Genomic DNA, 21,076 nt, shown 5'->3' on the forward strand with positions numbered 1-21,076 from the left:
GTAATTGCGTCCGGATTTTGAATTGTCCCCAGGCCTGCACGAGGGCCGACACGATGTCGGTCATTTCGTAATGCCACAGGACGTGGCGTTTTTACCGATGCAGGTCAGTTAGCCGTTTTCGCAGGTTGCGAAGGTTTTAGGCTAACATCATTTTCTCATTCCTTTAAAAATCCGTGACATCCGCCGGAGGCTTTGTCTTCATTCAGTAGGGGTTTAGAAACCACCCACTGAATAGAAACCTCGTCAGCATTCATCTCGCCACCTTCACAGGTAGGAGTCTTCTACTGACTGAAGAAAAAACCGTCTGGTCGGTCTTTTTTATTTTACAGTTCTTATTTCACATCGTCAATTACCGTAAAAAAAATCGAGACCCGAATAGCATTCACGCTTCGGGTCTCTGTTATTCTTCATCGTCTATATACTCCAAAATATCTCCTGGCTGGCAGTTCAATGCCTTACATATTGCATTCAACGTAGAAAACCGCACAGCTCTAACCTTTCCAGTTTTTAAGTTGGATAGATTGACAATCGACACATCTACTTTTTCTGCTAGCTCACTTAGCTGCATTTTTCGATCAGCAAGCATTCGATCTAATCGAATAATTATCGTCATTTTTTCACTTCCTAAGCTCTTGCATCATATTCATCCTGTAAAAACGCACCATATCGGAATACACGTGCTATCGTCCAAATGACGAAACCACATAATAATAAAGTCCAATTAATTCCGGGAAATTGAAAGCTTATCTCTTTTATCAAACCTGTACCTACTAACAACTCACCTAATTGTATTTGTTCAGTAACTGTATAAGCAATGTACGTGCGAAATGTATCTACTGTCAAGCTTAATACAACTACAGTATAAGCTATCCATTCTATTTTTCTACTATTCTTTTCTGAAAAAATAATTCCTTTACTTAAATTACTCAATAGATTTCTTACTTGAACAACGATGAATAATAATAATCCTATGTAGATTGTAGCAGTCAATAGTAATTTCACGACACTCATTTTCGTATACTGAATATTTTCCATTACCTTATCTGCTAATTCAATTTGAATCCCTTCTAAATGAATGAAAGCTGTTATATTACCTTGTTCTAGAAAATTATTTACACTATTCTCCGGCACAAAAATTACCCCTGCACATAATACGCCTATCATAATAAGTCCAATTATAATTAAAACCATCATGATTGTAAAAATTAAACGTAACCCTTTTGTTAAAAATAGAAATTCTTTACTTTGGATTATTTGTTCCATTCCAAGCATCCCCTCTCTTATTGTTAATTATACATCTCACTATACCCTTTTCAATAATTAATTAATGTTTATCATTAAAAAATTATTGTTTAATTTTAATACCATCACGCATACTGAATTAGGTATACTAGGACAAAAGGCAATAGTTACAACTTGAAAGGGATGAAATAGAATTGGAATCTTTACCTACATACAGAATGATCTTACAAATGGATCAAATAGGAATCTCTCAAACTACAATTAACTTTCTAGTTGAGAATATTGAAGACGACTTTGAAAAGTTCCGCAGAAAATATAAATTTTTATCGATTGCGAAAGGATTTTTGAGAAGCTATACCTCCCTTAAAGAGGCGGAATTAAAAGCGGAAGCATCAAAATTAGAACAATCTGGTGAGGAGGAACCTTTAAAGAAACTTGAAGGTGATTGGTACTATGCAGATATTATCAATAAACTACCGATGTATTTAATGTTTGAGGATTTCTATCTGATTAAAAAGCATGCCAATCATGAATATTTTGTACTCAGTAAAGTTAGTGATGAAATTCTCTTAATTGACTACAGCAATTTTGAAAACATAGAACGCATTTATGTAAATTCATCAATAGAGACTTTTTGTCATTCTTTAGCGGCATATAAACGATGCGTCAATAAAATTGTGAAATACTATAATAATTTTCGAGATAAAGACGAAATGAAGTTTAGTGATGAAATACTAGCTATCCCTCATCAATTAAGGACTACATTACGGAAGTTTGATCCGTCTATACTTCCTTCTCATTATTGGGAAAAGAAATGTGATGAATGGGAGAAAAAACTAGTGATGCTTGAATCGTCCCATCGCAAAGGATTAGGTCTAAGCGGATGGTAAAATAAGCCCTCTCAATTTACGAGAGGGCTCCAGCCATTTATTTTGGTAATGTAAATGTTTCTTTTTTACCTTTAGAAGTATCCTCTGCTCCTTTATTTCGGATCGGACCCAACTCAATGTCAAAGGCTTTATCTTTCCAAATTTTTTCATACTGCTCTTGATCTAATACGAATACTTGTAAAAGCTCGCCATTTTCACCAGCTTTAATAATGTCATTAGGCTTATAGTTTAATAGCATACCTTCGCTTAATAAATATTGCATGCCACCATTAACTGTTAATTTTGAGGACATAGAAGATAAGCCAATTTCACTAGTAGCTTTATTTTCAAGTTTAAATTTAACTGTTAATAAAGTGACACCGTTTGTGAAATTCGAGAAACGAGGAGCTTCCACCTCATTAGGTGTAAATTTTGTAAACTGATACCCTTCTAAAGTAGCATTTACATCACCTATTTTTTTACTTTCATTGATGTCGCTTTTTTCCTTTAGAATCTTCTTTTCACCCATATTGTCCATTGTTACTTTATCTTGATAAAATGTTGAATTACTTGATACTTTTTTCGTGCCATCTGTATTTAAAGCAAGATTAAATCTTCCTTCAGTACCAATAGTAGTATCATATTTTTCTTTTTCGGCAAGCGGTACTGGAATCATTACTGATACTGTACCCAATTCATAGATTTTTGCTAAATCTGTTTCACCGAATGGATAAGCGATATACCCAGTTACCGCCTCACCCGCTTTTATCAAATAATCCGTTTCGAAGCTTAGTTTTCTCGGTAATTGATCTTCTTCCGGAATCAAATACTTATCATTCGTATAATACTTACTAGCACCCGTAAATGTAACGTCTAAACTAGGCATGTAATAAACATCTTTATCCATATCATTCTTCACTGTATATTTAGCTAAAATGACACCACCGTTATTTTCTTCGTTAAATGGAATATTAAAGTCTGTGTGGAAATCCTTTAACTCTACTACTGAATATGCATCAAGTGAAATTGAAACATTCTCCATTTTATGTACTTGTGATTCATTATTTTCAAAAAGAACTTTAGTTTTCCCTTGTGTTTCCTTCTCCATATAAGAAATTAAGGAAGCGAAGTCAACTGAACCTTTTGTTGATTCTTGATCTTTTTTAGGTTCTTCCTTTTGGACTTTATCTTTTTCTTGTCCTTTTTCCTCCTGTACTTTCTTTGGTTCATCGTCTTTCTTTGTTTCGTCCCCTTCTTTCCCACAACCACTAAGAATAATTGAAGTCGATAAAATTAGCGAAGACATTAAAAATAAACTTTTTTTCATTTCTTCCTCCAAGTTGTTTCTTTATTGATTTTTTGGCTCAACAGTAAAAACGAATAATAAAAGCTATTTTTTTGAGCCGATACCCATTTTAATCCATATTTAGCTCCAAAACAACTTGCACTGGAAGAAATTATACTATCGAAGCAACGAACATCCAAATATTGTTTATTGAATAATTCAATCTTATTTTTCAATTACCATTATTTTCATAATTTGAACTTTTTCAAGTTATTTTCTTTGAATAATAATTATCAATGTACTAAAAAGGCTGTATCACTCAAAGTTATTAGAAAATAAGTATAATATACCCAAGAATATAGTCTCATTTCCCTTTTCGAAATTCCTGATAAAACTAGGCTTCTAACGTATAGATTATTGTTATTAAAACATAAAAAAACAGAATTAATCGACAAAATATAAAGAATTAACTCTGTTAAAAAATATTCAAATTGAATTTTATATACTTATTAAACCATATAGCATTAGTAGCAGACCTAAATAAAACAAACTTGATCCTGTGAAAGGATCTGTAACAAAATCAAAAAACTCCATCCACTTTTCCTTTACAGAATCGGCTTTCATTATCTCCGGTATGTAAATACGAAACGTAATCACTATACAAACAACCCCTGTAATTAAGGATAATACACCCATCATTAAACCACCTTTTTTTGCTTTAAAGTTTTTTAACTTAAACTCAGACCAATAAAGTTTATAATCACTTCTTCAACTAGTTGAATAGCAACAATCTTTTAGAAACAGCCTCAGTTTTTTCTTTAGTATCAAGGTGGATTTCAATTAATTCCTCAGTGAGCAGCATATATGTTGCTATGCAATGTGCATATTCTCCAACAGTTGCATCTCGATTCCACAAACTTGCTGAAAGTGTCTTTTCTTCAAAAACGATCTCTGTTTGCGGAGTTCTTCCTCCGCCATGTTTAACCGTACACGGTCCCTCTATCATTGGTGCATTGCCGGACCATTTAAATGTCCAATCATATAATTGAACAATCGTTAAACTTAAACTAATAACTAATACTGAACTCACTACAAAAATGTGATTAGGAAAATCTAAATTTTCTTTTCTTGTTTTCAATAAATGGATCATATACCCGACCATTGCCAAAGTTAGCCCGCTTGTTACAATAGTCCAAAAAATCATACGCATTCTTTCAATTCTCTTTTCTCTATGTATTCGATCATTACTCGGACAGTATCTTCTAAATGTCCAAGCATAATTTTTTAATCAAACTTGGCACCTATTACAAAACTAGTAACATTACGCTTAATTATACTATTTCATTCGACCTTTCTAATAATCCAAAATATGCCATAACCTTATGACAATAATTTTGGTTGGCCACTATCTTTACAAAAACAGCCTAAAACTAATAAAAAGTAGCTAAAAAAAAGATAAATATATCTCTTTTCTAGCTACTTGTGATTTCGTCTTACAACAGTCCTGCTTTTATTAAATATTCACGTGCCACGTCTTCTATGTTTTGGCCATCTACATTTACTCGATAATTCATTTCGCGCATCTCATCATCTGTTATTTGATTTGCCAGCTTATTTAAAGCTGCTTCAATTTCAGGATACTTCTCTAGCGTTTCGTTCCTTAGTAATGGAGCTCCTTGATAAGGTGGAAATAGTTGCTGATCGTCTTCCAAAACTTTCAGATGATATTGACGTATTTCACTATCCGTTGAATAAGCATCTAATAAGTCTATATTACCTGATTCGATTGCCTGATATCTAAGCTTTGGCTCCATAGTCGTTATGTTTGAAAGTGAAATACCATAATTTTTTTGAATGCCCAAATAACCATCTTCTCGATCATTAAATTCCAATGTGAAACCGGCTTTTATCTTTTCTTGAATAGGTTTAATGTCAGAAATTGTTTGCAAATGATAGGTTTCAGCCATTTGCTTTGATACTGCCAATGCATACGTATTGTTATATTTCATCGGACTAAGCATCACCATATCAAACTTATTCATCATTCCTTCTTGCGCCTGATGATAAACATCCTCTTGATTATTATTGATAGCTTCCTCTTTTAAAAACTCTGAAATTGCCGTTCCAGTAAATTCTGGATAGATATCAATGCTACCAGATTTAAGAGCATTAAATACAAAGGAAGTCTTACCAAGCCCAGGTTTTAATTGCACCTTTAAATCTGTTTCATGTTCGATTAGCATTTTATACATATTAATTAGAATCTCTGGCTCAGCGCCAAGCTTCCCTGCAATGATAATCTCTTCTTTCTCTTTGAGGTTTAGTAGTGGGAAGACAATCATTACTAATGCCACAACACTAATCATACTCAATGCTGAAATTGTTTTTTTAAACGACAGTGATTCTAGCTTTTTCAGTAAGAAGTCGAACACTAATGCTAAAATCGCGGCAGGAACAGCCCCTAAAATAATTAGAGCTGTATTGTTTCTGTCAATACCAAGCAAAATGATATCTCCTAATCCCCCAGCTCCGATTAATGCTGCTAATGTTGCTGTTCCAACGATTAATACCATAGCTGTTCTAATCCCCGCCATGATAACCGGCATAGCAAGAGGCAACTCTACTTTCACTAATCGCTTTCGCGTATTCATCCCCATAGCCATCGCTGCCTCTTTTAAAGATGGATCTACTTCGTTAATCCCCGTAAACGTATTACGTAAAATCGGAAGAAGTGCATAAACAACTAAGGCAATAATTGCTGGTACCTTTCCGATGCCAAACAACGGAATCAATAACCCTAATAACGCTAATGAAGGAATCGTTTGTAAAACTGCACTAATACCAATAATACTTTCCGCTATTTTCTTTTTATTCGTTAAATAGATCCCTAGAGGAATAGCAATCAACACGGCAAAGAATAGCGCAATGAAAGAAATTTGAATATGCTCTAATAAAGATGCCAATAGCTGGTCTTTTCGTTCGCTCAACACCTCAAAAAAATTAGCCATTTAAAGTACCTCTTTCTAAGGAATCCTGTGCTAAATATTGAAGCATGGATGCTCTTGTGACAACACCTATCATTTCCCCTTTTTCTTCTACACCCAAACATTCATAATGAGCTAATTTCTGAAGAATGGTCTGTAAAGAATCATTGAAGGAAATGGTGTTCTCTTGATTTCTTTGAATATTCTCAACTGCAATAGGTTCAATTACATTTTGGATATTGAAAGTATTCTCCCCATACTCTTCTACCCCAATAAATTCTCGAACAAAATCATTAACAGGATTTTGTATGATTTCTTGCGGAGTACCAATCTGCACAATCTCCCCATCCTTCATTACGCATATTCGATCACCTAGTTTTAAGGCTTCTTGCATATCATGCGAAACAAAGACGATCGTTTTTTGTATTGTTTGCTGAAGCTCAAGAAGATCATCCTGTAATTTTGTGCGGCTAATCGGATCTAAAGCACTAAAAGGCTCATCCATTAAAATGATTTCGGGATCCGCTGCTAATGCACGAACAACACCGACCCTTTGCTGCTCACCACCAGAAAGCTCTGTTGGTTTGCGCTGACTATATTTATCTGGTTCAAGTCCAACCATATCTAATAACTCATGAACTCGTTGCTGGATTTGCGGTTTACTCCATTTTTTCAATTCAGGCACAACAGCTATATTTTCTTCAATCGTCATATGAGGAAAAAGCGCAATTTGTTGAAGGACATAGCCGATATTCCATCGCAATTCATGAATGTTGTAATCACTTATTCTTTTACCATTAATTCGAATAGTTCCTTCTGTTAAATGAATTAAACGATTAATCATTTTTAATAATGTTGTTTTTCCACAGCCACTAGGTCCAATAAGAACAAAAAATTCTCCCTTTTTGATCTCTAAATGAATAGCTTTCACTGCGACTTGGTCATTTGCATATTTTTTTGTAACATTTTCAAATGCTATCATTGTATAAGCTCCTTTTCAGCGTCACTACCTGTTAAACGAATACCCTCAGTTGTTACATCAATTTTAATCGCCATTAAAAATTGCTACGTAGACCCACTTGTTACAATGATGGAGTTGATTTCCGTTCCGACTAGCCGCTTTCCTAGGGCCCAGCTTCACTCCAATCAGCTAATCCACTTTGCAAGAATTCCTTGATTTTTTTGAGAACACACATTGTCTATTTACTTAATGTTTTAATATAGAAATAAACTACTATTATAGTCTTCTTCATTTCATATACGTTAAGCATAGTAGGTCTAGAACTAACACTTTTTTAAGATACAACGTGTTCCTATATATATTTCACTATCTAAAGTCATTTCAAACTTAATTTTTTGTTTTATATCAAAACGTTAGTCATCTTGACGCTTTACTCTATTTGTCTCATAATTTTCATAGAAAATCGTATACTATTTTTGAGGACGTATAACTACTATTCAATCTCCTTTCATTTCTAAAAAGTGCTGGAAATTAAGGAACTAAATGAAGGGTTTTATCGTTCTATGAATGATATACTCTATAAAACAAAACATGACTTTATTTCTATTAATGACTCTGGAATAATTAGAAATATATGAACCTCGTTATTGAAAAGAAAGGAGGAAGGGAGATGTTGTAATCTATCAACATCAATGAACAATGAAATACGTAATTAATTTTTTCAAAGGACTTATGATTACTATTATTGTTATTTGTATTTCGTTTTTTATGGTGACGCAACTATTCAATACGCATGAAACTGAAGAGCCTGTAGTTGTAGATAATCGTCCTAGTGTAGAAGAGTTTATTGGTTCAATTGCTGAAATTGCACGGAAACTCGGTGCCGAAAATGACTTGTATGCATCGATTATCATTGCGCAAGCCGTTTTAGAAAGTGAGCATGGACAAAGTGGTCTTGGATCTGCTCCAAATAATAATTTATTTGGTATGAAAGGTAGTTATCAAAATAACTCCGTGACATTTGAAACATCTGAGGATGACGGGAAAGGTAATATGACTACGGTGATGGCTCAATTCCGCAAATATCCTTCCTATGAGGCATCTTTACAAGATTATGTAAAATTAATGCGTAATGGGGTTTCTTGGGACAAAAATTTCTATGCAGGCATTTTTAAAAGCAATGCGAAGTCCTACACAGATGCTACGAAGTTTTTAACAGGCTCCTACGCAACAGATTCACGATACAATGAAAAACTGAATGCACTAATAGCAAAGTATGATTTACAACAGTATGACAGCCCTGTCAAAGATAAAAAGACAATTACCGTAACTGATGGTGACTCGCTTATGCATATTGCAGAAGCTCATAATGTTAAAGTTACGTCCATCAAACAATGGAATCAGCTTCGATCTGATACACTTGAGGCTGGTCAGCAATTAAATATTTATAAATATTAATAATAAATCTCCATGTAATTTTTTTGTCATGGAGATTTTTTCTTTCTTTTAAAGTCTATTATTATTAACTTATTAATCTGTAAATCACAGTTTCTATGTCAAAAACACGCTTGTTTAAAGCGTAAGTTCTATCTTCTACTTGCTGAGCAATTTTTTCAGTAAACTCACCTAAATGTTCGACAATATTTTTCTGAAGCTCTGCTTGTCCAATTTTAAGTTCATGCACATCACTCTTTAGTTCACGCACATCATTTTCAATTTTATCTAAGCGTTGTTCAATGTCGTCAATACGTTTGTTCATTACATCTAGTTGTTGGTCAATTCCGTCTAATCGTTGATCCATTCCGTCTAACCGATAGTCAATTCTGTCTAGTCGTTTATGAACCGGCGTCAATTCTTCTTTTAAAACGGAACGTAGTACCTCTTTTAACTCTAGATTCAATTCATAACCTCCGATCATTCAAATTTTGATTTCATTATAGCATAATGCAAATAGGTTATCTCTATCAATAATTTCCCGATTCTTATCAAAAATTGAAAAAGAGAAGCCAAATCAAGCTTCTCTAAATCTTTTATTTAAATAAGCTCCCAATAGCAGTAATAGAATTTGCCAAATCACTCCGATAGTGCTGATGCTGCTCGTCAAGACTATTAATATTAACCTCATTCCCGCCTAGCGAGGAATGTACATAAAGAAGCTCCCCTATATATAAAGCCATATGACCTGGGAAGTATATTAAGTCTCCCTTTTGTATGTTCCCTAAAGATATTTCCTTGATAGGAAAACCTTCAACAATTTTGGCATCGCGATATATATATACACCATTTAGCATATACGCCATTGAACATAAACCTGAGCAATCAATACCAAGTGGTGATTTCCCTCCCCAGCGATAGGGTGCTGCTAAATAGCTAAGCGCTGTTTGGACCACATTTTCTCGTATTTGTTGCTCAGATAAGCTGTTTACTGGAATTTTTTCTTGTAACCATTGCCTACGTACATAGCCAGTCTCCCCCGACACTAATTGCACTACTGCCCATTCAGGATCTAACCCGTCAATAGTAATCGAACAGATGATTGAACCTTTAACGAGCGTTATCATTTTCGCACTTTGAATTCGAGGCTGCTGCAAAACATCGGCGAAGCTTTGGTTAATAAAATGGTTTGCTTCTTGTCGCCAAGTATCTGTTTTTGTTTTATCAACTATTAAGTTAGCTTTTTGGCAATAGCCTTCATAGCGATAAGCGGTTTGTATGCGTGCCCAGTTCTCATCTATGTCTTCTATAATTTTTACCGACATCCCATATAGTACCTCATCCACTAATTCTGAGGATTCATCTGGCTTTGCGTGTAAATTTGCGATCATGGACGTCACAATGGCATTCATTCTATCCGCTCCTTCCGCTTCACCAAGTATTCGTAAACAACTTTGGAAATACGACCGATTAGCTGCCTCGCATAATCATTATTCGTAACCTCTGTTACGAAAACACCTATGAGATAATCCCCCGATCTGCTGTACACAATCCCTGCATCATGATCTACCGTTTCAAGACCACCTGTTTTATGAGCAAGTTTCACATCATCTACTAAATAACGACTTAATGATTCGTGTATTCGTTGGCGACTTAAAATATCGATTGTTAGCTCACTAAATGCTAATGATAACAAGTCCTTACGATAAATTCGTGAAAATAATAGTGCCATATCACTTGCCGACGTTGTATTATCAAAGCCTTTTGCAAGCTTTTCAAAATCCATCATCTTCCGTTGAATGATTGTTTGCTTAAGCCCTATTTGACGAAAATAATGATTGAGTGCATCCATCCCTAGAAAATCGATTAATACATTTGTTGCTGTATTATCACTTGTAATAATCATCCATACTAAAAGCTCATAGATGGTACTTTGCTCTAGACGCTGCTCACTAATAACACTAAAATCAACCCACTCTTCTGGCGCTATCTCAATCTCTTGCTCTAAAGAATGGTTGTTACTTTCTAAATAGTTCAGAACAGCAAGCAGTATAGGTACCTTTATTAAGCTACCACTTGAAAACGTGTCTTCTAGCTTTTCACTAATGAAAAATTGCTCAGTCTTACAATCTTTCACAAACATATGCACATTATAGGGAGCATTTTGAAGAATCTCTGTTATCGTTTGCTTCATATTTCACCTACTCTATCACTTTTATCATCTGATTCTCCGTATCCATTGTGATCGTACGACCTAGTGGCAGTGACATCGTTGGTAAGATGTGGCCACAAGTAATGTCCTTAATAATGGGTTTATGGAATGGACCTAAAATTTCTTGGAAAATGGTTTGTAGGGATAGGCTATGCTCTGGATGTTTTGGATTTTCAGGACCACAATTTGTCCAAGCTCCTAGTAAAATACCTGCCACCTCATCTAGTTTGCCTGCTAATTTTAGCTGCGTAAGCATCCGATCAACACGTTGCTGACTCTCGTCTACATCCTCTAAAAATAATATTTTGCCCTTTGTATCAATTTCATAAGGAGTTCCAAGAGATGCGGTAACTAATGTTAAGTTCCCACCAATAAGCTGTCCTGTTGCTTTTCCAGCTACAATCGTTGTCATTGTACGTCCAGGTGGATTTTCAAGGCAGTAGTCCGTCCGTTCTGTTGCTGTCACACTTTGGATAAAGGAATTCCATGTATATGGATCCATCTCTAGCCGAATAAATTCTGTAGATGGCATTGGTGTATGATACGTGACAAAGCCACATGTTTGGTTAAAAGCGATATGTAATGCTGTCACATCGCTATAGCCAGCAAATACTTTTGGGTTTGCCTTGATCATATCGAAATCTAAAAACGGTAAAATTTTCGTCGCTCCGTAACCTCCACGTATGCAGAAGATGCCATCAATATTTGGATCTCTAAACATTTGATTAACTTCAGAGGCTCTTAGCTCATCAGAGCCTGCTAAGTAGCCATGCCTAGCCCGACACGTTTCCCCAGGAACTACCTTAAAACCTAGTTTTTCAATACTTTTAACTGCGGGGAGAAATTTTTCTGGTGGGGTTGCACCTGAAGCACTTATCAAACCAATAGTGTCACCTTTTTTCAATGCCTTTGGACGAATCATTTGCTTACCTCCATCTTTAGTGAAGTACGGTATCTTTCCAATTCCTCTTCATTGGCCAATACAAAATGGCCTTCCTCTATTTCGAAAAATGACGGTGGCTGAATGTCATAGCGGTGCTGTGACGGATCATAGATTTCTACGACTTTATCACGCTCCTTATAAGGATTTGGTTCAGGTACTGCCGATAATAATGCCCTTGTATATGGATGAATTGGATTAGTAAACAGCTTTTCTGTCTCTGCTAGCTCAACAATTTTACCTTTATAAATTACTGCAGTTCGGTCTGTAATAAATCGGACTACCGATAAGTCATGCGCAATGAATAAATAGGTTAAATCATTTTGCTGCTGTAAGTTTGCTAGTAAATTTAATACTTGTGCACGAATGGATACATCTAAAGCTGAAATTGGTTCGTCTGCAATAATAAACTCTGGCTCCATTACTAGTGCACGTGCAATTCCGATACGCTGACGCTGCCCTCCTGAAAATTCATGTGGGAAACGACTAGAAAACTCCGGTAATAATCCAACATTTAATAATGCATTGCGTACCTTCTGTTGACGATCGGCTTCATTTTTGATGTTTTTTGTATTAATAAGTCCCTCGGAAATAATATAGTCTACCTTTGCTCGTTCATTTAGCGATGCCATAGGATCTTGAAAAATCATTTGGATTTTCTGTGTAATTTCTCGATCCCACTCTTTTGATATTTTGCCATTTAGCTTCTTACCGTGATACAGTATTTGTCCTTCGCTGACTTCATTGATCCGCATAATCGCTCGACCGATTGTTGTTTTTCCTGAGCCTGATTCACCTACTAAACCGAACGTTTCACCTTTAAAAATATCGAAGCTGACATCATCAATAGCTATAAATTTATTTTTGCCTTTACCAAAAACGACCTTTAAATTTTTCACCTCAACTAACACGTCTTTATGACTCATGCGCGTATCGTCTCCCTTCTGCGAAAAATTCTTGTAATGCTTCAGGTGGCTCTACTTTCGGAGCAAGTGGATCCAATAGCCATGTACGTGCATAATGTGTGTCACTCACCTGAAAAAATGGAGGACGTTCCACAAAATCAATCTTTAACGCATATTGATTGCGAGGCGCAAAGGCATCTCCTTTAATTTCTTGAAAAAGATTCGGTGGAGTACCCTTGATGGAATAAAGCTGCTGCCCTTTTGAGCCTAGTTGCGGCAATGAAGAAATAAGCGCCCAAGTATAAGGATGCTTGCCGTTAAAGAAAATTTCATGCGTCTTGCCCACCTCAACTATATCACCTGCGTACATCACTGCAATTCGGTCGGCAACTTTCGCGACAACGCCTAAATCATGGGTTATATAAACGGTTGTTAGTCCATATTTTTGTTGGAGATTTTTTAGCAGCTGTAAAATTTGTGCTTGGATTGTTACATCTAATGCAGTTGTTGGTTCATCACAAATTAATATTTTGGGCTTACATGCTAGCGCAATCGCTATTACGATTCGTTGACGCATACCACCGGAAAATTCGTGAGGATATTGCTTATAGCGCTTTTCCACATCATATATGCCTACATCTTTTAACAATTTTAAGGTTTCTTCGTATGCGGCTTTCCCCTTTAAGCTTTGATGTAGATGAACGCATTCCTCGATTTGCTTACCGATCGTTTTAAGCGGATTTAATGATGTCATTGGATCCTGTGTCACCATTGCCACTTCTTTTCCACGAATGCTTAGCCACTCCCGCTCGGTTCTAAACTGTGCTAAATCCTGATTATTGTAGAGGATCTGCCCCTGATCAATGTGGCCATTTTTATCGAGCAAGCCCATAATTGATTTCATGAGAACGGATTTTCCTGAACCTGATTCGCCAACGATTGCAAGGCTTTCACCTTTGTATAAATCAAGGGAAATATTGCGAATAGCCATTAGCACTCTGCCACGAAGTGTAAATTTAATGACAAGGTTTTGAATGGTTAAAATAGGTGAATTAGTTTGTGTCACTTCCATCATCCCCCTTTATACGTGATTTTTCGGATCTGCTGCATCTGCAAATGAATTCCCTATAATATAAAATGCAATCGTAATGATACTTAATACAATACTTGGGAAAATGAGCTGATATCTTAATTCTGGAGACATCATGAGCACTCGGCCTTCATTGATTAAATTTCCTAAAGATGGTTCACTAATCGGTAGCCCTAATCCGATGTATGTTAAAAAAACTTCCGAGCCTATTGCAAATGGAATAGCTAAACTCATTCGTAGCATAATGACAGAAATAAGATAGGGTAATAGATTTTTCACAATAATTCGGTAATCAGGTGTTCCTAAACATTTTGACGCTAAGTTATATTCACGATCTCGTAAAATAACAATTTGATTGCGTATAAACCTCGCCATTTCTACCCAGCCGGTAATACACATAGCAATGATGATGGTTGAAATACTCGGTCGCAAAATATAGGACATTAAAATAAGTACGATAGTCGTCGGTATATTATCAACGACGTTGTAAAGCTGCGTAATAGGTAGCTCTAATTTACGCGAAAAACCCCAAAGCGTACCAATCGTAATACCTACGATAGCCTCTACTAAAGCAACGACACAGCCAATAAATAGCGAGGTCCTTGTCCCTGCCCAAATACGTGACCATAAATCCTGGCCAATGGAGTTTGTTCCAAACCAAAATTCAGTGCCTGGCGCAATATTACGTGCTTGGAGACCTGTTTGCTCATCAAGATATATTTCAGTCGGTGATTTTTGCGCTGGTAAATACGGCTGTAAAATCGTAAAGGTTACGATAATAAGCACGCCAACTAATAAAAAAACAGCGATGCGGTTTTTCAAAAAGGATTTCCAAGTTGAACGCCAATAAGAGTAATTAGAGTAAGCTGTTTCTTCAGCTTGACGGTCATCTACTTCCGCAAACTCGAACAATGTTTCACGTGATTTGTTTGAAATATTGTTTATTTCTTCTGAATACATTCCCATTAACGTACACTCTCCCCTTTCCCTAATTTAATCCGCGGATCTACAAGGGCCATAGCGATATCCCCTAAAATGAGTCCGATAATGCCAAGTGAAGAGAAAACAAGCACTAAGCCCTGTACAACCGTATTATCTTGTCGCTGTATAGCATCTACGAGTAAGCCCCCCATCCCAGGAATGGAATATAAAGATTCAATGTAGATAGAGCCTGTAATCGTAAAAAGAATAGTTGCGGGTAAATATTGTGCCATCGGAATAAAGGCATTTCGTAGTACATGTTTAAACATTAATGTACGTTCTTTAACACCTTTCGCCTTCGCTAGCTTAATATAATCCTTGTTTAGTTCATCCACCATATAACGTCGCATCCACATCGCATAGGAAGCAGTCGGCGCTAGTGCCATTGAAGTAAGAGGTAATATCCAAGTAATGGGCTGATACTCATCAAAAAGCATTGGCAAATGTAAAAATTCTGTAATATACATTTGAATGACTAAATAATAAACGGCGGCTGGCACTGCAACAACAATGACAATATAGCCAGTACCCAAACGGTCCAGCCAGCGTCCCTTCATCTGGGCCATCAATATTCCGAGCGGAACCCCTACTAAAAGAGAGAGTGCAACCGCACCTAAACCGAATAGCAAGGAATACATGATCTTATCTGCAATAATTGTGACGACTGGTACATCTGTCCGATATGTAACCGATTTACCTAAATCACCTTGAAACAAATTCGTGTAAAAATTCCCCAATTGTACAAGTAATGGGTCCCGTAAACCTAAATTCGTTAAATAGATCTCTTGTTGAGCAGGTGACATTTTATCCGCTGCTGCGCCTAAATAACCTTCTTCAGGCATTAAACGAAGTAATGAAAAAACAATCGTAATAATAATAAACAGTGTTAAAACTGATTGTAATAAACGTTTACCTATATACCCCAGCATCACTTCATCCTCCTTTTTCAGAAAGACTAAAGGAGATCCCGACTTTTCTATTTCGGTATCTCCTTCATCAATACTCACTACTTTTGAATATTTATCTTGAATGGAGCCATCATGTTTTTCCAACATGAACTACCCTACCCTAATGATCGATTGATTCAACTAACAATTATCGGGATAGGTTTTTAAATAATTGAATTTTCAATTATTTCGCCGCATTAGCTAACGCATCCGCTCTTTCTTGCTCCCACTTCGCTAAAGCTTCTTTAAACTCCTCGTTACTCATTGGTTTTTCTAAAACTCGCTGACCTTTAAATTTCTCGGCAGTCACACCAAATGGGGAATATTGAGCCTCGAATGGATTTAATTTAGAAGCAACATAGCCACTTCCTCCTACTGAATAAGGAATGACAAATGCCTCATCAATTAAGAACGCTTCCGCTTTCGCAAACAGCTCGTAACGTTTTGCTGTATCGATCGTCGCTTTTGCTTCGTCCACTAAGTTTTGATATTTTGTTTTTCCGTTTGCTTCTGTATAACCTTCAGCTAGCTCCGGTTTATTATAAGTACCGTCTGCAGTGAATGGATCTGTATACGTTGATGGATCAGCATAGTCTGGACCCCAGTTAGCTTCAAGGAATGCAAATTTACCAGGTTTACGAACCTCTGCTAAAAAGCCTGTTGATGGTCCGGCCTCTACAATAACGTCTACATAATCAGTACCTAATAATTTTTCAATCTGCTGTTCAACGACTTGTGAACGATTTGCCCAATCTGGACTACCAGAGTTATAAGGCATTAACACTTTTACGGGGAAAGTTACGTTCCCTTCTAGCGCTTTTTTCGCTTTTTCTTTATATTCCAATGCCTTTTCTTTATTAAAGGAGTCATTGTTTGCTAGATTAGCTAATGGTTCTAATTGTGTATAGTCAGCTCCCTCTACGTTGACAAAGTTTTTAGGCGTAATTGTGTTGCTCAGTAAATCTTTTGGATTATAAGGTTCTAACGTTAGCATCGCAGATTCGCGGTCAAGCGCATGGAACAATGATTTTCGGAAATCTTTATTATTGACCGCTTTCTTCCAATTTTCAGGCTCGTATTCTGCATCAAACTGCGGATTAAAATTTAATGCAAAGAAGTACGTATAGAAGTTATTCTGTGTTTGACGGATTTGTGTTTTTTTCTTTTCGTCTTTAAACCACTCATCAATAATAGAAGTTGGAATACTCGCTGAATCGATTTCTCCTCGTAAAAATAATTCTGGTGCTACTGTAGCCGCTTCTTTATTGTATTTATAGCGAATACGATCAATCAGTACATTGTCTTTATCCCAATACTTATCATTTTTCACAAGTACTCGCTCATTTTGCGGTTCAAATTTATCTAAAATAAACGATCCGTTATAAAGGAAATTTTCACGAGTTGTACCAAAACTATCACCTTTTTCTTCTATAAACTTACCGTTAACTGGGAAGAAGCAGACATAGTTCAACATAGACAGGAAATAAGGTGTAGGCGTTTCTAAAGTATATTCCACTGTTTGCTTATCTATCGCCTTAATGCCTACCTTCGTAAAGTCAGTCATATCCCCGTTATAGAAGGCCTCCCCATTTTTCACGACCGTTGCAATCCAAGCTGTCGATGATTCATTTTTTGCATCAAGTACATAATGCAAGCCATCTACGAAATCTTGAGCAACAACATCCGCATACTCTTTACCGTCATGTGTAACCCATTTTGCATCGTCACGAAGCTTGAACGTCCAAACAGTAGCATCGTCATTTGATGACCATTCTTTCGCTAAGCCCGGTTGCACAACACCATACTTATCATACTCAATTAATCCATCCACTAAGTTCGCTGCTACAGCAAACTCATTCGTTTCAGAGGTCTTTAAGTAATTTAGCGTCTTTATTTCCCCAGAATAAACAACCCGATACTCTGATTTTTTTTCACTTGAAGAATCGTCACTACAGGCTGCACAAAGCATTACAACTAGACACGCGAAAAGCAACCAATACCTTTTCATCATAAGCATCCCCCTAGCAATCTTTTTATCTCGCATAAACGGGTAGCGATTTATATGTACCGTAAGCGAAATCGTCAAGTACAAGACTCCCACTTCAAGATATATAAGTGGGGAGGTTAACTACCCGTAAAAGCCCGTTTTGTTCATCAGTGGAGGGTGAAACACTTCCACTGATGAAGCTACATTGAAAATCCTACCCCAACCGCATCCGTCATCCTAATTCGATCATTTTCAAATATTGGACCCCCGGCAATAGGATCTTTCACACATAAACTAGGTCCATCTAAATCTATCATCGTGATATTTTTCTGTGATGCGGCAAAATGTGCAGCAGCACTTACGCTAATTTTTGTCTCTAGCATACAGCCAATCATGCATGGTATGTCGTTTGCCTCCGCAATGTGGCAAATTTTCTGTGCTTGATATATGCCTCCCGTTTTCATGAGCTTAATATTAATCAAATCGGCAGCTCGCTTTTCAATAATTGTATAGGCATCTTTTGCAGAGAAAACACTTTCATCCGCCAAAATGTTCGTCAATGTATTAGCCGTCACGAATTGCATTCCTACTAGATCGTGGCAATGAACAGGCTGCTCAACCAATTCAACATTCGTCCCTGCATCTTCAAGTGCGCCAATAATTTGTACAGCCTGCTTCGGTGTCCAGCCCTGATTCGCGTCCACTCGTAATGTTATGGCGTGTCCAACTGCATCACGAATAGCAATAACCCGCTTTACATCACCTTCTGGATCTTTCCCCACCTTGATTTTTAAAATTTGAAAACCTCGCTGAACAGCAGCTATACTGTCCTTCACCATTTCTTCAGAATCATTTACACTTATCGTAATATCTGTAATTAATTCTTTCCGGTAGCCCCCTAGTAATTTATACAGCGGTGTATGATAGTGTTTCGCCAATAAATCATAAATCGCAATATCTACGGCAGCTTTCGCACTGGTGTTTTGATAAATACTGCTGTCTATTCGCTCCATAATTGCTGTCAATTCTTCAATATCCATCCCGATAATGGCTGGCTTGATATACTCCTCTATAGCGTGCGAAATGGACCCTAGTGTTTCACCAGTAATGGCTGCAGTTGGTGCAGCTTCACCGATGCCTATTTGCCCATCATCAGTGTGAACATAGACGGCAATATTGTGAATGCTGTGCACTGTTCTTAAAGCTGTTTTAAACGGTGTTATAAGCGGTGCTTTAACTTTCCCTACGATAATATTTTTTATTTTCATCCATTCACCTACCTTTACGTTGCTTATGTTAAGAATTGTAATATTCGAAGCACCTCATAAAAATTATCCGTTACGAATTCCACTGTATTATGTGGTTTAAACGTAGCATTCGGATAGAACGAGTTTCGATATGCACGCGTATGATCACGATAAATGATTTCCACTACAAAGCGCTCCGGTAATGGTACTTTCAAATCTTCCCGAGGAACTTTCATTGAGTCCTCAACAAGTCGTTTCGTTTCTTTAATCGTCAGCTGCGGGCTGACACTAATAGTCGCATTTCCGATCCCTTCTTTTGTAGCAAATGTGAGGATATGATTATTGATTGATTGAATTTCCTCTGTTAACCCCACATCTCCACTAACAAATGAAACAGGAACACCATGTAAAGCAGCCGCGTACGTATTAATTAAAAATTCACTCGCATACTCCCCATTAATTTTTACATCCGCAAAAACACAAAGCGTATGTGCCAAAGGATTACGCGCACTTCCCCCTTTACTGTGGTACCCAATAAAAATCGCGCGATCAAAGCTCTTTTCAAGTCCTGCAACCATACACATCGGGTCATACGTCCAACCTCGTATAATCTTGCAATTTACTGGTAAATTAGAAATATCAAGATTACGTGCCGAATCATGGGCATCCTTTAGTAATATTTCAGTTGCTCCACCACGAATAGCCCCCTCTATAGCGGCTTCCACTTCCCTTGTCATTTGCTTTTGGAAAAACTGATAATCTGGCGCGTTTAGCTCCGTCTCACTCCAAGCTGTTGTACCAGTAATCCCTTCAATATCTGCACTAATATAGACCTTCATAGAAATCGAAACTCCTTTACTTTATTGTCTTGGATCATTGCTTCCACAGCTCCATAGCTAGCTTCTTTTGCACCAACACGTCTTGCCCATGAAACATTGTTAAGATCGTAATGCCACCATTCCTCTGAATAATTCGTAAACCCAACCATGGTCATACAGTTATACAGAAGACGTCGATGAACACATGCTTCCCAATCTTCCTTTGGATGTTGTTCAAAATAGCGTGTTGCAGACTTTTCACTGATTTCATCAAATGCTGAACCTAAATTTAACGCATTCCCCTCTAAATCTCCTAGTGTTAGATCAATCGCTCCACCTGTTAAATGCGGAACAAGATGAGCTTGATCAATGCTTGGAAACGCAACATACTTACGCGTTTCTTTTACAACCTTTTGCTCAGAAAAATGGGGAAAAAGCTGGGCTATTTGCTTTGAAAAATTCGCAAACAAAAATTGCTGCACTTGGAATGGACGATAGCCATCATATAAGATCAGACTAAAATTTTCAGGTAATAATAATAACGCTTCTATTAATCGGTCATATACACCTTGACGTAAATAAAAAGCTTGTAAACTATTTGGTATTTTTTGATGATAGTACATTGGCTCAATAAAAATTCTTGAATGTTCTTCTCCAATTCGAATGATTGGCTCGCCATTTTCACAAATTGCTGGTGTTGATTCCCTCATTGAAGTTTTATTTACCTCAATGGGTTGAAGGATGGGGTCATGTATAGTTCACACCTCCAATTTCAGGTTTCGATAAAATTTTTAGATAATTCAGTTTTATCGAATGTATCACACCTTAAATTTATTGACTAGATAAAAAAAGAAATCTTACAGAGTTATAGCTATTCTCTGCTTTTTTAACAAGATGCGCCAAATCATTGATGCGAGCAGTCGAAAGGTGATGTTTTATCACCTTTTTAGGAATTTTATTCGTGGATAGGGTAGAAGATTACCGAAATATAATAAAAAATGACCAATTTAAGCCTCTTCAAGGATTTCTCAACCATAACGTGAGGTTGATTTCCGTTCTAACTGGGCGCTTTCCTGGGGGGCATGCAATGGAACGGAAATTAGCTTATATAAATGGCATACGTTTTATGAAATGACATCCACCTGTTGTGATGAGCCTTAGTAATTAGTTATAA

The 21,076-nt window shown here is 36.7% G+C and carries 21 protein-coding genes; 2 read left to right on the forward strand and 19 right to left on the reverse strand.

Annotation, left to right across the window (positions count from 1 at the left end):
* Positions 1-400: 400 nt before the first annotated feature.
* Together AC3WSK_RS14300 and AC3WSK_RS14305 are read right to left on the reverse strand one after the other, a co-directional pair.
* Entirely contained in the window at positions 401-613 is a 213-nt protein-coding gene (locus tag AC3WSK_RS14300) for a helix-turn-helix domain-containing protein (protein ID WP_079560164.1), read from the reverse strand.
* 11 nt (positions 614-624) lie between these two features.
* Positions 625-1,263 carry a DUF2975 domain-containing protein gene (locus tag AC3WSK_RS14305; RefSeq protein ID WP_492414146.1) on the reverse strand — a complete coding sequence of 213 codons (639 nt, stop codon included), beginning with the start codon at positions 1,261-1,263 and terminating at the stop codon, positions 625-627.
* A gap of 173 nt (positions 1,264-1,436) precedes the next feature.
* Here AC3WSK_RS14305 and AC3WSK_RS14310 point away from each other — a divergent pair, with 173 nt between their 5' ends.
* Entirely contained in the window at positions 1,437-2,132 is a 696-nt protein-coding gene (locus tag AC3WSK_RS14310; RefSeq protein WP_492414147.1) for an SUKH-4 family immunity protein, read from the forward strand.
* Between the two features lie 37 nt (positions 2,133-2,169).
* On the opposite strand, the gene AC3WSK_RS14315 is transcribed toward AC3WSK_RS14310, so the two are convergent.
* The 5 genes from AC3WSK_RS14315 to AC3WSK_RS14335 form a co-directional block, all read right to left on the reverse strand.
* Positions 2,170-3,438 (reverse strand): DUF5068 domain-containing protein, encoded by a 1,269-nt coding sequence (locus AC3WSK_RS14315; protein WP_492414148.1) that lies wholly within the window; start codon positions 3,436-3,438, stop codon positions 2,170-2,172.
* Between the two features lie 456 nt (positions 3,439-3,894).
* Positions 3,895-4,092: a hypothetical protein gene (locus tag AC3WSK_RS14320; RefSeq protein WP_079560160.1), complete on the reverse strand. Its 198-nt coding sequence runs from the start codon at positions 4,090-4,092 to the stop codon at positions 3,895-3,897.
* Between the two features lie 76 nt (positions 4,093-4,168).
* The gene (locus tag AC3WSK_RS14325; protein ID WP_427484482.1) at positions 4,169-4,606 is read right to left on the reverse strand and encodes a hypothetical protein; all 438 of its coding nucleotides are present in this window, start codon (positions 4,604-4,606) and stop codon (positions 4,169-4,171) included.
* Positions 4,607-4,889: 283 nt separating this feature from the next.
* On the reverse strand, positions 4,890-6,404 hold the full coding sequence (gene opuFB, locus AC3WSK_RS14330) for an osmoprotectant update ABC transporter permease/substrate-binding subunit OpuFB (protein WP_492414149.1): 1,515 nt from the start codon (positions 6,402-6,404) through the stop codon (positions 4,890-4,892).
* A complete protein-coding gene (locus AC3WSK_RS14335) occupies positions 6,397-7,362 on the reverse strand; it encodes an ABC transporter ATP-binding protein (protein WP_492414150.1) in 966 nt (321 codons plus the stop codon). Before AC3WSK_RS14335 ends, opuFB begins: the two co-directional genes overlap by 8 nt.
* Before the next feature lie 711 nt (positions 7,363-8,073).
* Between AC3WSK_RS14335 and AC3WSK_RS14340 the strand changes: the two genes are divergently transcribed.
* Positions 8,074-8,799 carry a glucosaminidase domain-containing protein gene (locus tag AC3WSK_RS14340; RefSeq protein ID WP_492414151.1) on the forward strand — a complete coding sequence of 242 codons (726 nt, stop codon included), beginning with the start codon at positions 8,074-8,076 and terminating at the stop codon, positions 8,797-8,799.
* Between the two features lie 64 nt (positions 8,800-8,863).
* On the opposite strand, the gene AC3WSK_RS14345 is transcribed toward AC3WSK_RS14340, so the two are convergent.
* From AC3WSK_RS14345 to AC3WSK_RS14400, 12 genes are all read right to left on the reverse strand, one after another.
* Positions 8,864-9,241 carry a hypothetical protein gene (locus tag AC3WSK_RS14345; RefSeq protein WP_079560155.1) on the reverse strand — a complete coding sequence of 126 codons (378 nt, stop codon included), beginning with the start codon at positions 9,239-9,241 and terminating at the stop codon, positions 8,864-8,866.
* A gap of 130 nt (positions 9,242-9,371) precedes the next feature.
* Positions 9,372-10,187: an NlpC/P60 family protein gene (locus AC3WSK_RS14350; RefSeq protein WP_492414152.1), complete on the reverse strand. Its 816-nt coding sequence runs from the start codon at positions 10,185-10,187 to the stop codon at positions 9,372-9,374.
* Entirely contained in the window at positions 10,184-10,969 is a 786-nt protein-coding gene (locus AC3WSK_RS14355) for a serine hydrolase (RefSeq protein ID WP_492414153.1), read from the reverse strand. The genes AC3WSK_RS14350 and AC3WSK_RS14355 overlap by 4 nt, the downstream gene beginning before the upstream one ends.
* Before the next feature lie 7 nt (positions 10,970-10,976).
* Positions 10,977-11,909 (reverse strand): S66 peptidase family protein, encoded by a 933-nt coding sequence (locus AC3WSK_RS14360; RefSeq protein WP_492414154.1) that lies wholly within the window; start codon positions 11,907-11,909, stop codon positions 10,977-10,979.
* Positions 11,906-12,853: an ATP-binding cassette domain-containing protein gene (locus AC3WSK_RS14365; RefSeq protein WP_427484477.1), complete on the reverse strand. Its 948-nt coding sequence runs from the start codon at positions 12,851-12,853 to the stop codon at positions 11,906-11,908. Before AC3WSK_RS14365 ends, AC3WSK_RS14360 begins: the two co-directional genes overlap by 4 nt.
* The gene (locus tag AC3WSK_RS14370; protein WP_240518198.1) at positions 12,843-13,898 is read right to left on the reverse strand and encodes an ABC transporter ATP-binding protein; all 1,056 of its coding nucleotides are present in this window, start codon (positions 13,896-13,898) and stop codon (positions 12,843-12,845) included. Before AC3WSK_RS14370 ends, AC3WSK_RS14365 begins: the two co-directional genes overlap by 11 nt.
* A gap of 15 nt (positions 13,899-13,913) precedes the next feature.
* Positions 13,914-14,888: an ABC transporter permease gene (locus AC3WSK_RS14375; RefSeq protein WP_427484476.1), complete on the reverse strand. Its 975-nt coding sequence runs from the start codon at positions 14,886-14,888 to the stop codon at positions 13,914-13,916.
* Positions 14,888-15,958, reverse strand: coding sequence for an ABC transporter permease (locus AC3WSK_RS14380; RefSeq protein ID WP_427484475.1), 1,071 nt, complete (start codon positions 15,956-15,958; stop codon positions 14,888-14,890). The genes AC3WSK_RS14375 and AC3WSK_RS14380 overlap by 1 nt, the downstream gene beginning before the upstream one ends.
* Positions 15,959-16,034: 76 nt before the next feature.
* On the reverse strand, positions 16,035-17,858 hold the full coding sequence (locus AC3WSK_RS14385) for a peptide ABC transporter substrate-binding protein (protein WP_492414188.1): 1,824 nt from the start codon (positions 17,856-17,858) through the stop codon (positions 16,035-16,037).
* A gap of 179 nt (positions 17,859-18,037) precedes the next feature.
* Positions 18,038-19,105 carry a dipeptide epimerase gene (locus AC3WSK_RS14390; RefSeq protein ID WP_492414155.1) on the reverse strand — a complete coding sequence of 356 codons (1,068 nt, stop codon included), beginning with the start codon at positions 19,103-19,105 and terminating at the stop codon, positions 18,038-18,040.
* Between the two features lie 23 nt (positions 19,106-19,128).
* Positions 19,129-19,923 (reverse strand): M55 family metallopeptidase, encoded by a 795-nt coding sequence (locus AC3WSK_RS14395; RefSeq protein WP_079560146.1) that lies wholly within the window; start codon positions 19,921-19,923, stop codon positions 19,129-19,131.
* On the reverse strand, positions 19,920-20,612 hold the full coding sequence (locus AC3WSK_RS14400; RefSeq protein ID WP_427484473.1) for a M15 family metallopeptidase: 693 nt from the start codon (positions 20,610-20,612) through the stop codon (positions 19,920-19,922). The genes AC3WSK_RS14395 and AC3WSK_RS14400 overlap by 4 nt, the downstream gene beginning before the upstream one ends.
* Positions 20,613-21,076 lie beyond the last annotated feature (464 nt).

Source organism: Lysinibacillus sp. EB271-A1-10B (assembly GCF_058791335.1).